We start from the raw sequence: 13,106 nt of genomic DNA, 5'->3' as shown, positions 1-13,106 counted from the left end.
CAGTACGGTCCATGATGTACGGAGGCGGTACTATGAAGAAAGCAACGGCAAAGCCGCAAGTAGGTATACCAGCTCCGATGGCACCTAGTCAGCGAGCGAGGAAGGTGGGCCCAAGCGCCAGCGCGCTACGCGCTCCGGTGCACCAAACAACGAACACGAAGACACTTCACCGAAAAGCCCGTGAAACCGCTACATCATCCACTGGCAATCGTCAGAATGCCAGACCTCTGCGCACATCTCAGGAAAGATTGGCACCGCGCGTGACTGCACTGGAGCAAGAACTGCAGCAACTCAAAGCCTCATTCACGAGACCTCAGCCTTTAGTAGCATTGCCATGGTGGGAGCGCCTTGCTGGCAGTTTCGCCAACGACCCACTCTTTGAGGAGATGGTTGCGGCGGGGAAAGCTTATCGTCGTACGCAGAATGCACGGTCTCGTGCATGATCTTCCTTGATACTGACCACATAACCGTACTCCAGCGTCGCAGTGAACTAGCCTATACCATCCTGCGAACACAGTTACAGTCGTTCCCTCCTGAAGATGTGGGAACGACAATCGTCACAGTGCAAGAGCAACTACGAGGCTGGTCGGCAGTCATTCATCAGGCAAAGAGTCTTGACCATGAAGTATTCGCTTATCAGCAACTGTACGGTTTGTTGAATTTCTTTGCCTCGATACCGATAGCACTGTTCGACCGTTCGGCGGCAGCAGGGGTGACTCGCCTTCGTGCTGCGCGTCTTCGGGTAGGAGCTATGGACCTCAGAATCGCTGCCATTGCACTTGCCCATGACGCTTTGCTTCTCTCGCGAAACGTCCGAGACTTCATGCGTATTCCTGACCTCCGTGTCGAAGATTGGACCCAGGCCCGAGAATAGTTGATTCTCTGTTTTTCTTCTCGCCCCCCCATTTCCTAAAAGCCCACTTCATTTGCGTGTTCCCTCCCCACTGAACACCGCCGTTCATCGTCTTGTTACGCCTTTCTTCTCAAAAGTCAGCACCCGCTGAAACACGAAGAAAGGAGAGCATTCATGTTCACCATCGCAACCGCAACGACTTCATATGCAGAAGTCGGGTTTTGGTTAGGGGTCCTGGTATGGGCCGTATTCCTGAGTAGTACCACAGGAATCATCCTCTCGGCGCTGCGCGGAAACTTAACCACAACGCAGCCTCACGCTGCTACGAAGTCAGAACAGGCACAGTATCAACACGCTGCATAAAGGAGACAACGTTATGGCACTCAATCTACAAATTGACACAGCGGTGAACGGCGCCGCGCAATCTGTGAAAGATCAGAACGGCAATACCAGTTCATTGACGGTTGCTGCAGATAAAATCGGTGTCGGGACGAGGGATCCCCAAGGCAAACTCGATGTCAGCGGCAACATCGTGCTGAACGGCAACCCTAAAACACAACTCTCTGCCACCCGAGATACTACGGTTGTGAAAGGGAGTCCCATCGTCTTGGATCTGAGCCCATGGGGCGGGGGACAATTACATCTGGGGAACAACATCAATGATAACCGCATCTACCTTGAAGGCTTCAACAGTGATGGCAGCGGACATGCCGCAGAGATGCTCATCACTGGCCGCTATGCGCAGAGCCTGCCATTGTTCTCGGTCGTAGCAACGCTCACGCGTCTACTTGGCGCAGTACAGATCGGCGGGAACCCAAACGCCGCCTTTACCTTCGAACCTTCGGATGCGAGCCCCAATGCCGGATACCTTCGCTTCGGAGATCATACCGGATGGAAATTGCATCTCGGGCGCGCGCGTGAGAACAGCCTTGGCTCTGGTGCTCAGCTCAACACCGGTACGACTGGCGTGCTAGTGACCATTCAAGACAACGGCAACATTGGCATCGGCACGATGACACCGCAGGAGATGCTTGATGTCGCAGGGAACATCGCGGTTAGTGGCGATATTCGTCTCACCAACGCCGATTGTGCGGAAGACTTCACAATTGGTTTAGACAGTGCAGTTGAGCCCGGCACGGTCATGGTAGTTGGTGATGACGGCGCATTGTTTCCCAATCAACACGCGTACGACAAGCGTGTCGCAGGTGTTGTTTCCGGCGCTGGTGATTTCAAACCAGGCATCGTGCTCGATAAGCAATCATCCGATCGTACACGCCAACCGATCGCACTGGTCGGCAAAGTCTTCTGCAAAGTCGATGCGCAATATGGCGCGATAACCGTGGGCGATCTGCTCACAACTTCGCCTACGCCTGGGTATGCCATGAAAGTTAGCGATCCAGTCAACGCCATCGGTGCGATGCTAGGGAAGGCTATGCGTGCTTTGACGGAAGGGCAAGGGTTGATTCCGATTTTGATTGCGTTGCAGTGACTGCAAGGCATTCAGAACAGTTTGTCATTCTTCTCAAAGGCAATGGTATGAAGATTAAGCCACGGCTTTGCGGATGCGGGTTCCTTCTCCTACCGGGAGAAGGTCAGGATGAGGGGATCGAAAAGCCAGCAGCCTTATATTTCATCCCCTCACCCTAGCCCTCTCCCTGAGGGAGAGGGAATCAGAAAGCTACTAACTTAACGCCATTGCCCTGCCAGGGAGAGGGGAGAAAGACAATTCAGTCATTCAATATGGAGATCCCAACCATGCAAACTTTTCTTATCATACTTTCTCTTGTGTCCATGACGTTATCTCTCTCTTCAACTCGTGGTCATGCGTCTCCAACCGCGATGGAGATCATGACCATCGCCCAACAGCAACTTGCGGCACCGGCAGAACTTGCTCGCGGCGAGATGCGTATTTATTATCACGACACCTTAGCGCGCACATACGATTTTGTTCTGGGACGACTCTGGGATGGTGCAACACAGACGGAGAGTGTCCGTGTAGACTTCCGCTCGCCAGTGGCGATCGAACTGGGCGATTCCTCGCGTTATGCAGATAATCGCTATTTGTTGCGGCGGACAGGGCAAACACCACCAACGCAATGGCTCTATCTGCCAGCGCTACGACGTGTACGGATGACGCCGTATCGTCCAGCCGAGCGAGTCTTAACCAGTCATTATTTCTTTTACGATCTGACGTGGGCGTTAACGCTCAGCGACTTTCGCTATAAGTTTGTTGACGAACCCTCAAGGGAACCGAATGTGACAATTGAAGGTGAACCGATCACTCCACTAGTGCCGTATCGCCGCGTACGAGTCACGCTTGAGCGACGCGCAACCACATACCTGATTACGGCGATGAGCGTGACCTCGACAAGCGGTGACGAGCGTATCTTACGGTTCAGTGACTTTCGCGAAGTAAGTCCTGGCTACTATCGTCCACAGGCGGGAGTATGGACGAGCTCAGATGGGCGAACCGAATTGTCGTTTCCTCACTGGGTGGTTCGGGCAATGCCTTCGATGTTGTTCTCGCCAGCGCAGTTGGAGACGCAGACGTTGGTTGTACCGGAGGGATAGCGGAAGAACGAATGGGGGAATGGGAGACTTAGAAACAGAAGGGGCGAGTGGGCGACAGGGCGAAGCGGCGACCACCCCACTTCACCTTCTTCATCCCCCCCTTCTCCCATTCTCCCGTTCTCCCATTCATTTTCTCATTCGCCCACTCGCACTCTCGCCCATTCAGCATGGAGTGGAAGAGGTGCTTGGCGTCACGACCACGCTGCCCGCACAATCTTCCCCGGTCGTGCGCCAGTGTCACGACCATTCTCTTGCACGACTTCGCCGCTGACGTAGGTCGCTACATAACCCTTTGCCGTCTGCATCAAGCGTGGCATACCAGCAGGAAGGTCATGAACCACTTCGGGATGATTTACGTGCAGGTTGTTGTAATCGATCAAGTTGACATCGGCCTTTGCGCCTGGCTCCAGCGTGCCGCGATCATTCATGCCAAACAGCCGTGCGCCATCACGCGTGAGTTTCTTGACGACCATCTCTAATGGCAGATGCTCTGGATGATCGGCTGGCGTGTCACGCACCCAGTGAGTGAGCATGTAGGTTGGCATGCTGGCATCCATGATTTGACTGACGTGGGCACCGGCATCGCTGCCACCCAGCGCAGTAATTGGATGGGTAATCATCTCACGCAGCGCTTTGGCGTTGCCTTCGGCGTAGCCTGCGACGGTGTTCATCAAGAACGCACGACCATCTTGCTTCATCATTTCGTCATAGACGACCTCGTAGATTCTGCGCCCTTCTCGTTGCGCGATGGCAGTAATCGATTCCTCGGGGCTTGGCAGGTAGTTCAACGGTGAACCCATGCGATAGGTCTTTTCCCAGAAAATGTCGTTGTACATCAGCGCGGCCTTGGTGACTCTAGCTTCACGTTCGGCCAGTAATGCCTTACGGGTTTCTGAATTTCTCAGAGCCGCCAGTTTTTCAGCCAGTGGTAGATTGCGTAGCGGTTTGAAGCTCGGTAGTGACTTGAAGGGGTTTTCGCTCGACCAACTCAAGAGTAATGTCACAGGGCGTGCGAAGACCATTGGCGTAATCGGCACTCCAGCGTTGACTGCGCTATTGCACATCTGCAGCACGTCTCGCCATGCTTGCGGTTCTTTATTGCCTTGGCCCAGCAAGAACGTCAGCGGGCAACCCGAAGCCTGCGAAATGCGAATCATCATTTCGATCTCTGGCTTGAGTGCGCCTGGGGCTTCACCGACCACACCTGCGGGAACGACTTCAAAAATACCACGTCCGGTTTCGCGCATGCCTTTGACGATACCGAGCAGTTCAGCTTCTGAAGCGAAGGTGCCTGGGACTGGTACGCCGTCCTTCGCGATGTGTACAGGTGTCCGCGAACTGGAAAACCCCAGCGCTCCGGCCAATACTGCTTCTTTGACGATCGCCGCCATCTGGGCAATATCGTTGGCGTTGGCGGGCTCGTTCTTTGCGCCACGTTCACCCATGACATATGCACGAACTGCACCATGAGTGATCATGCCCGCGACATCGAGTGTCCGAGGCATCTTATCGAGAACGTCATAGTATTCAGGAAAGGTTTGCCAACCCCACGGCAGACCGGCAGCGAGTGATGGTCCGGGAATATCTTCGACACCTTCCATCAGGCCAATGAGCCAGTCGTGGCGATCAGGAGCTGCAGGCGCAAAGCCCACGCCACAGTTGCCCATGACCACTGTAGAGACGCCGTGCCACAGTGACGGGGTGAGCTGTTCGTCCCACGCCACTTGCGCATCGTAGTGCGTATGGACATCGACCCACGCCGGTGTCACTAACAGGCCGTCAGCATTGACCGTGCGCTTCGCGCTGCCCAAGTCTTTGCCAACTGCCGCGACACGACCATTGTGAATGGCGACATCCCCTGTGAACGCCGCCTTACCGGTGCCATCTACGACCGTTCCACCGCGGATTATCAGATCATGCATGTATATCCCTCCGAGTTGTTTACAGACTAACGTGCCGTTTCTTTTAGCATTAGAGCGTGGGCCGACGATACCCTGTCAGCTAGCGCTCTCGCGCAGCTGGATTTCAACAAACACGGCCCCAGACCACAGTGCCCGCTTATAGGTCCACGGTCGAAGTTTCATAAACCCGGCCCGGCTGCGATCGGGGTCGTCAACAATTGGAGTGGCCCAACCAACCCACTCCGTTCCCTGAATCAGCAACTGTACCTCTGAGCCGCCGGCGAGGTGTTTCCACCAGCCCGAATCGCTGCCGACGTACACACTATTCCCGTCACGGAGGTAGTCCACGGGAAACGTGATCAGGTCGGTGGTTCCCTGTTTCTTCATAGTAATCAGCATCATGTGGCCACTGAGCAGCGCGTGCCGCTCGGATTTGAGGATAGGTGGAACGAGGACATGGGCAGCAAGCAGGATTCCAACAAAACCTACCAATACGACGACGATTGTCACAATGCGTTTCTTCATAGCGGTGATTTTTCGCCTTTCCGTTAGTGCACCCGCATAGCTAGGGAAGATTGTCTAGGTGTAAAAAATGCACCCGCCCCCCGTATCTCCCACAATCACAGTCTTCCCGTCCGAGGTAACGACACACGTAGTGAGTGGATGATCGGCGGTAAACGTCGCCAGTATCCGACCAGTCCGCCAGTCCCAGACCTTGAGGGTGCGATCGTTAGAGGCGGAGACGAGATGCTGGCCATCGGGCAGGACCCCGACCGCCCTGACCGAGCCACTATGGCCGCTGAGCGTGTGCACGGCGGTACCGCGCTGCCAGTCCCAGACCTTGAGGGTACCATCGTCAGAGGCGGAGACGAGATGCTGGCCATCGGGCAGGACCCCGACCGCCCTGACCGAGCCACTATGGCCGCTGAGGGTACGCAGGAGTGGTCCGCCTGGAGCAGTCAACGTCGCTGACAGACACTCAATAGTCACTTCTTGTTGTATTGTGCTGGAGCGGTGACACAGTTGTTGCAGCGCAGGTGCGGGGTGCGCGCGTAATCGGCCTTGCAGTTGGCTGCGCAGTTGGTGGTGATCCGTCGCGACAACGTGCGCTGACAATCGTATTGCATCTTGCAGCAGTTGAGCGTCGCCATTGTTTGCTACATAGTCATAATCGCTGAGCACGGCATTGACATCCGTCGCCGCCAGTTTGGCGTGCAGCCAGTCGCAGTCGAACAAGAGCGGTTGCAGTTCGTCGGTGCGTTGGGCGGCGTGGAGATGGTACGCGAGGTGCGTGTAGAGATAGCCATCATTGGGGATCTGCGCCCACGCTTTGCCGCTCGAATTATATGCGGTTAGCAGCGCGGTATGGGTTGTTGCCACGTGATCATTCAACTGCTCACGGGCGTAGTCGTATAACAAGTCGTGCAAGAGCAGGGTCCGGGTCGTACGGTTGTACTCGAGCAAGGCAAGCCGATCGAATTCCTGCAGCAGTTCCTGACAATCGAAGTCTGACAACTGGGGTTGCAACTGTTTCGACAGGCGTGTCACCGTCGCCTGCGGTACAGGGAGATCTTCAGGAAACACGCCAAAGGTGTGATAGAGCTGCTGATCGCCAGGCGGCAGTTGCTCAAGGCTCAGGGCAAAGCAGGTTTGCAGGTTTTCGTCTTTATTGGTGGCGCGACGGCTCAGGCGCATCTGCGAGACGTGGCGGAACGTATCGAGCCATTCCTGACCGCTCATCCCTTCACGCAGGCGCGCGCCCGCCAGTTTGAGCGCGACTGGCAAACAGCCCAGACGTTCAGCAATGGCAGGGTGCAGCGGATCGTCACGTCCGGCCCATTCTTGCAGTAAGGCGTGAGCTTGATCGTCAGTGAGCACCCCCAGGCGAATTTCTTGCGCACTCAAGGAGAGGGCAATGTTGCGGTCCCGCGTGGTAAAGATCGTGCGACAGTGCGGGGCCTCGGCGCGAAAGGCCTCGACACACCAGGAGTGCCAGACATCATCGAGCACCAGCAAAGCGGTTTTGCTGGCGACCAGTGCGCGAAAGCGATCTCTACTCACTTCTGGTGTGGTGTAGTGTTCTGGGGCATCGCCAAGCGCCACTTCAACGGCTGCGAGTTGGCTGACTAAATTGCCGGGCTCGCGTCCGATGGTGACCCAAATCACACCATCAGGAAAGGCCGCGTGCACCTCGCGATCATGGCACAGCGCGGTCGCTAAGACGCTCTTGCCAGTCCCACCCATACCCACGACGGCAGTGAGCGCAACTTGACGACTGCCGTTGCCACTGAGCACCGCGCTACGTAGGCGATCTAACTCCTCCGGGCGAGCAATGAAATTCACTGGCAGTGGTGGCGGGGCAAATTTTGCGGTGACAAGTGGTTTTACTGGCGTGGGAGTCGGCTGCGACTTCTCCCATTCGTTGACTGCTGCTGCGACCAGGCTGGCGAGTTCGTCGGGAGCCTTGAAGAACCCGGCAATATGTTCACGACCGAGTTCTTCGCGAAATTCCTTGATGCGTTTGCCTTGCTCGCTGTCGCCAGTCACAGCATCCATCAGGAGCGGTGACCACGGTGCTCGAGGTTCGAGAAGGAAGATTCTGCGTTGCTTTTTGCTGTCCGTCGCCTGACGATACTCCAGCTCAGTGATGGATTTATTGAGAGGGTTATCTTTTGTTGGAATATACCCATAGCGCCACGCGAAGATGCCAACATAGAGGTCACAGTTGTTGTCGACATCGGCAAGGCATTTCTCTAATGGACGCTCATCGCTGGAGTTATAATCCTCCATGGCGATCACGTCATGACGCATCTTACGCAGAATATCGTACACCGCTTCGCGATATTCTTTGAGGTCACTATAGGTCGAAGAGATGTAAATCTTGGCCACTACTGCCCCCCCCTGTCTCTCAACATGACAATTCGTGTGCAAAGAGGCAAGAGCGCGGGGAGAACGAGGCATACGGTTCTTGGCCATAAATGGCCGGGCGGTCTCCTCTTGACCACAGCTGTTTGGTCGACGTACTGTTCTACATAACAATTATCGCAAAGAGCGAGGGAGCTAGAAGTGCGTTTATGGTGACTTCAACACTAGAGATGGAAGGAGAGCAGCTATGAAAATTCAAGAAGTTGTCGTGCACTGCGACCCAGACATCCTAGGTGGGACGCCAGTCTTTGTGGGAACTCGTGTGCCTGTCAAAGCGTTGCTGGATTACATCGCTGGAGGACATACACTAGACGGCTTTCTTGATGATTTTCCAACAGTAACCCGTGCTCAAGCTGTCGCCGTTTTGGAGCAAGGGATGCAGTTATTGGTAGGGACCCATGCGAGTGCTGCTTGATGAGTGTGTCCCGCGTAAACTGCGAAGAGAGCTATCCCGTCATGAGGTGAAGACTGTTGTCGAGATGCAGTGGGTTGGCACGAAGAACGGAGCGTTACTTCGTCGCGCTGCTGCAGAGTTTGATGTCCTCTTGACCGTCGATCAAGGCATTCCATATCAACAGAACCTTGAAGGGCTCTCTCTTGCTTGGGTCATGCTCAAAGCGCAAAGCAACGACATCAACGACCTACGCCCCTTGATGCCGGAGGTCTTACGCGTGCTCGCAACGATTCAACCTCGTCAAGTAGTGTACGTCAGCACGTAACGCATCACCGCATTTCACGGTGAAAAAGGAGGACATCATGAGACTCGGAGCTCTTCTTGGCTTTTTACCCCCACAGTCACCGGTTGGAGACCTAACTGAACAAGCCCGGCGCTTTGCTGGCGAAGGCTTTGACAGTCTATGGGTTCCGCAAGCGATTGGTAGAGGCTTCATGATTCCTGACCCGTTTGTCGCGCTGACTGCGATAGCAATGGTAACCAAAGAGATCGAACTCGGAACTGCTGTGGCGCAAATTTCTTTGTACCAACCCACTGACTTATCCCATCGGATCTTCTCGCTCATGCATATCTGTGGCAAGCGTCTCACTTTTGGTGTGGGTGCCGGATCAACGGAGACGGATTTCATTGCTCTTGAGCGTGACTATGGTAAACGCTTCAAGACTTTCAATTCCACACTGGCTCGCGTGCGAACGCTCTTGGCTGAAGGGAAAGATGAGCGGGCAAATTTGACGCCCTGGACAGCAACTGCCGGAGGTCCGCCACTGGTCTTTGGCTCGTGGGGAGCCGGAGTGGAACGAGCAGCTAAAGAGTTTGACGGCTGGATCGCGTCTGCGCACTATCGTACGCCTGAGCAGGTGATCGCGTCGCTTGGGCGCTATCGTGCGGCTGGAGGAAAACGAGCGATTGTTTCGACTATTCAGTTGACTCCGGAACACGACGTGGGACGGACAAACGAGCTGCTGCAACGTTTTGCTGAGGCTGGGTTTGATGATGCAGTAGTACTCATTCGACCTGGGGGGCCGAGCCCAGCGGATGTACGAGCGTTGGTAAAGTAAGCAAGGAAATGCCTCAGCGTTGTAGGCCGGGATAAGGCCGTAGATCATTCGCGGCACGCGTCGTACCGGAAACGCTGCGCTTATTCCGGGCTACCCAAAGCGTCGGCCGGCCAAAATAAGAATTGCTGGGACAAGCCAGCATTCGCACCCATGCATCAGTGATACCCAAACCATGCAAACACGCACGGGTCTGCCATTGGATCATCACCCTCCCCTGTTCTGCCTTGCGCAATCCCTCATCCTATATTAGAAAATTCCCCAGTCGGTTCTGGTTCACCCAAAGATTCACTCGGGCGCGATGGTAACGCCCCCAAGGAGGGAAGGTATGAAAGAAGTCGTGATCGTTGAGGCTGGTCGTTCTCCGGTTGGCCGACGCAACGGGTCTCTGGCCGGGGCTCACCCGACCGATGTGCTAGGCCAGGTGTTGAGCGCTGTCCTCGGGCGCGCTGGCATCAAAAGCGCTGACGTGGGCCAAGTGGTCGGTGGCTGTATCAACAAAGTTGGCGCGCAGGCGATGAACGTGACACGCACGGCCTGGCTTGCGCACGGTGGCGCGCAAGACGTTCCCTGTATCACGGTTGATTCTCAATGTGGCTCGTCGCAGGAAGCGACGAATCTCGCCTATAGCCTGATCGCGTCGGGCGTCGAAGACGTAGTGCTCGCCTGTGGGGTCGAGAATATGAGCCGTTTACCGATCGGCTCCGATTCCGTTGCCGGCGCCAAAGCTGGTTATGGCAAGCCGATTGCGCGAAGCTACTATGATCACTACGAGTTCACGAGTCAGTTTGAGGGGGCGGAACGCATTGCCGAAAAGTATGGTATCACGCGCAAAGATACCGACGCCCTCGGCCTTGAATCCCAGATCCGCGCCGCTCGGGCCATCGCCGAGGGTCGCTTCAATGCTCAGATGATCCCGGTCGAGTCGCCGGTGCTTGATGATGAGGGGAACCGTACCGACAAGGTGAAGACTGTCACTACTGATGAAATTCCACGCAAGACAAGTCTCGAAGCACTCGCGAACCTCAAACCTGTCGCTCGTGAGAATGGCGTCCATACGGCTGGTTCGTCCTCGCAGATTGCCGACGGCGCGGCTGCAGTGTTACTGATGAGCGCAGAGAAAGCGCGTGAGCGTGGCCTCAAGCCGCTGGCACGGATTGTCGAGACGGCCTTGGTCGGCTGCGATCCAGTGCTGATGCTCGAAGGGCCAATCCCCGCCACCCGCAAGATGTTGAAGCATGCTGGGCTCTCGATCAACGACATCGACGTTGTGGAAATCAATGAAGCCTTCGCTTCGGTCGTGCTCGCCTGGGCGAAAGAGATTCAGCCGAATATGGCGCGCGTAAATCCTAACGGCGGCGCTATCGCGTTGGGCCATCCACTCGGTGCCACGGGTTGTTTCCTCGTCACCAAAGCTGCGCATGAACTGCAACGGTCGCAAGGCCGCTACGGGCTCATAACGATGTGCTGTGGTGGAGGCCTGGGGACGGGTACCATTATCGAGCGTGTCTAGAGCAAACCACGAGACACAGGCGGACAAGCGCTGTCACCCCGAGGGAAAAGAAGGGTCTCTGAAAGAGATCCTTCGCCCGCTCAGAATGACAGGCTCGCGAGGTCTGAGCGCCACGTGTACGAAGGTTCTGGCGGCCGATTGAGCGCACCGGGAACGCTGTGTGCTGGGTCTTGACCTTGTCTGCCCCAGAACACCCAGATATCCACGAGCCATACGACCTCGCCACTAACGATGAGTGACTTTTCGATGTGAGCGCAGAGAGCAGTGACCAACTGTACCAGTGACACCCTCCATGACGAGGACGCGAATTTCGGCTGCTCACGGTGACTCTGCCGATCCAGTTCATAGCGGTGCTTACCCTCTCTGCTCCCCTGGCTCCCCCCTGTGTACCTGCTGCTTCTCATCCTATGGTTTCACGTTGACGTTCCATTCCGGGATGAGTGGGAGTTGGTGCCACACCTGGAGCAGCTCTACGAAGGAACATTGTCAGTCTATGACATCTGGAAACCGCAAAATGAACATCGCGTCTTTTTCCCCAAGATTGTGCTCCTCAGCCTCGCGTGGCTGAGCCATTGGAATAACCTGTACGAGTTACTCTTGAACCTGGCGATTGCCGTGGCCACGTTCCTGGTGCTGGTACGCCACACGAACCAGGTGCGGCGTTGCATTGCCGACGGCAACGCCGCGTGGATACCTCTCGTCTTCTCACTGTTGGTTTTTTCCCTTAACCAGTTTGAGAACTGGTTCATGGGGCTGCAGCTCTGTCTTTTTCTCAACGTGTTCTCTGTTGTCGTTGGTTATACACTCCTGGCAAGGGCACTGACGAGTTGGAGGTGTTTCCTGGGTGCGGTTGGCTGTGGACTGCTGGCAACGTTTTCATTTGCCAATGGTTTGCTCTATTGGCCCATTGCCCTGTTGATGCTCGGCCTGCTCACGATAGCTAAGGGGCAACGCCACGACGGACAGTTGGTGCTCTGGTTCCTCGTCAGTGTTGCAGTGAGCTGGGCGTATTTCTGTGATTACAGCGCTGCGCGACCGAGTTTTACACTACCTCTTGGGGTTGCCCCGCTTTTTTTGTATGTGAGCTATGTGCTGAGCTACCTGGGAAGCCCTTTGACGATCTTTGCGGTGGCAAGTCCCTTTGCCGTGCCATGTTCCGCGGCTGTCGGCGCCGGTGGAACTGCTGCTTTTGGCTTCTTGATATGGCGCCTTGGCACACGTGACCATCTCGCACTCCCGATCTTGGTATACCCAGTCGCGCTGGGCTGCTACGCGATCGGCAGTGGACTTATGATCGGCAGCGGTCGTTCCGAGTTGGGACTCGCGCAGGCACTCTCCTCCCGCTACATCATCTTGTCGTCGCTGTTGTGGATTGCTAACGCGATATTGCTGGCAATGCTCGGTCAGGTACGCACGCAAGCGACAACGCTAGAGAAGAAGCGCTTTACTACCCACGAGTCTCTTGCGGGAATTGTAGTTGTCGTCATGCTCGTGCTCAGCTCGGTCGGTGGTACGGTAGCGACCGTACGGCGAGCGGAGAAGCGACAGAGCGGCCGCGCTGAGCTGCTGAATCCGCAGGATGCGCAGCGCTTGCTCCCTCTCTACCCCGACGTCACGGTCATTAGGTGATTTTGAGAAAAGAAGATACCCAAAGCCGAGCGAGTGAGGTACGATAGCGGAGAGACAGATAACGTAGGGAGAGGTGGAGGGGCTAGGGTGTTCAGGAAAGATTTCACCAGTCCAAGTGCTCAACAAATTAGTGGGCAACAGATTGCCGATTTGCGCTTAGCCGCAGCGCAGATGCGCGGTGCCAAGCGCCGTGCCTTTCAGGCCG

13 protein-coding genes are annotated in these 13,106 nt (G+C 55.7%); 10 read left to right on the top strand and 3 right to left on the bottom strand.

The annotated features are described in order from the left end of the window. Nucleotides 1-227: 227 nt before the first annotated feature. The 5 genes from FJ147_11310 (at nucleotide 228) to FJ147_11290 (ending at nucleotide 3,424) form a co-directional block, all read left to right on the top strand. Entirely contained in the window at nucleotides 228-443 is a 216-nt protein-coding gene (locus FJ147_11310) for a hypothetical protein (protein MBM4256467.1), read from the top strand. Then, complete coding sequence (locus tag FJ147_11305) at nucleotides 440-874, top strand: type II toxin-antitoxin system VapC family toxin (GenBank protein ID MBM4256466.1); 435 nt, start codon at nucleotides 440-442, stop codon at nucleotides 872-874. The genes FJ147_11310 and FJ147_11305 overlap by 4 nt, the downstream gene beginning before the upstream one ends. A gap of 153 nt (nucleotides 875-1,027) precedes the next feature. Continuing rightward, nucleotides 1,028-1,216 (top strand): hypothetical protein, encoded by a 189-nt coding sequence (locus tag FJ147_11300; protein MBM4256465.1) that lies wholly within the window; start codon nucleotides 1,028-1,030, stop codon nucleotides 1,214-1,216. A gap of 13 nt (nucleotides 1,217-1,229) precedes the next feature. Then, nucleotides 1,230-2,342 (top strand): hypothetical protein, encoded by a 1,113-nt coding sequence (locus FJ147_11295; protein MBM4256464.1) that lies wholly within the window; start codon nucleotides 1,230-1,232, stop codon nucleotides 2,340-2,342. 251 nt (nucleotides 2,343-2,593) lie between these two features. Then, entirely contained in the window at nucleotides 2,594-3,424 is an 831-nt protein-coding gene (locus tag FJ147_11290) for an outer membrane lipoprotein-sorting protein (GenBank protein ID MBM4256463.1), read from the top strand. Nucleotides 3,425-3,615: 191 nt separating this feature from the next. Here the strand turns inward: FJ147_11290 and FJ147_11285 are convergent, their stop codons facing one another. The 3 genes from FJ147_11285 to FJ147_11275 all read right to left on the bottom strand — a co-directional run bounded on the left by FJ147_11285 (nucleotide 3,616) and on the right by FJ147_11275 (nucleotide 8,301). Beyond that, nucleotides 3,616-5,346, bottom strand: coding sequence for an amidohydrolase family protein (locus FJ147_11285; protein ID MBM4256462.1), 1,731 nt, complete (start codon nucleotides 5,344-5,346; stop codon nucleotides 3,616-3,618). Between the two features lie 75 nt (nucleotides 5,347-5,421). Then, complete coding sequence (locus tag FJ147_11280; GenBank protein ID MBM4256461.1) at nucleotides 5,422-5,850, bottom strand: hypothetical protein; 429 nt, start codon at nucleotides 5,848-5,850, stop codon at nucleotides 5,422-5,424. Nucleotides 5,851-5,904: 54 nt separating this feature from the next. Then, entirely contained in the window at nucleotides 5,905-8,301 is a 2,397-nt protein-coding gene (locus FJ147_11275) for a DUF4062 domain-containing protein (GenBank protein ID MBM4256460.1), read from the bottom strand. Between the two features lie 136 nt (nucleotides 8,302-8,437). Between FJ147_11275 and FJ147_11270 the strand changes: the two genes are divergently transcribed. From FJ147_11270 to FJ147_11250, 5 genes are all read left to right on the top strand, one after another. Continuing rightward, nucleotides 8,438-8,665, top strand: a complete 228-nt coding sequence (locus FJ147_11270; GenBank protein MBM4256459.1) for a DUF433 domain-containing protein — start codon at nucleotides 8,438-8,440, stop codon at nucleotides 8,663-8,665. Beyond that, on the top strand, nucleotides 8,649-8,969 hold the full coding sequence (locus FJ147_11265; protein ID MBM4256458.1) for a hypothetical protein: 321 nt from the start codon (nucleotides 8,649-8,651) through the stop codon (nucleotides 8,967-8,969). Before FJ147_11270 ends, FJ147_11265 begins: the two co-directional genes overlap by 17 nt. Nucleotides 8,970-9,006: 37 nt before the next feature. Then, nucleotides 9,007-9,762, top strand: coding sequence for an LLM class flavin-dependent oxidoreductase (locus FJ147_11260; protein ID MBM4256457.1), 756 nt, complete (start codon nucleotides 9,007-9,009; stop codon nucleotides 9,760-9,762). Between the two features lie 325 nt (nucleotides 9,763-10,087). Continuing rightward, nucleotides 10,088-11,272: an acetyl-CoA C-acyltransferase gene (locus FJ147_11255; GenBank protein MBM4256456.1), complete on the top strand. Its 1,185-nt coding sequence runs from the start codon at nucleotides 10,088-10,090 to the stop codon at nucleotides 11,270-11,272. Nucleotides 11,273-11,722: 450 nt separating this feature from the next. Continuing rightward, nucleotides 11,723-12,901 (top strand): hypothetical protein, encoded by a 1,179-nt coding sequence (locus FJ147_11250; protein MBM4256455.1) that lies wholly within the window; start codon nucleotides 11,723-11,725, stop codon nucleotides 12,899-12,901. The last annotated feature ends 205 nt before the right edge of the window (nucleotides 12,902-13,106 follow it).

Source organism: Deltaproteobacteria bacterium, from assembly GCA_016874775.1.
Taxonomy (GTDB): domain Bacteria; phylum Desulfobacterota; class Binatia; order Bin18; family Bin18; genus VGTJ01.
This window is presented reverse-complemented; position numbering and strand designations above follow the sequence as displayed.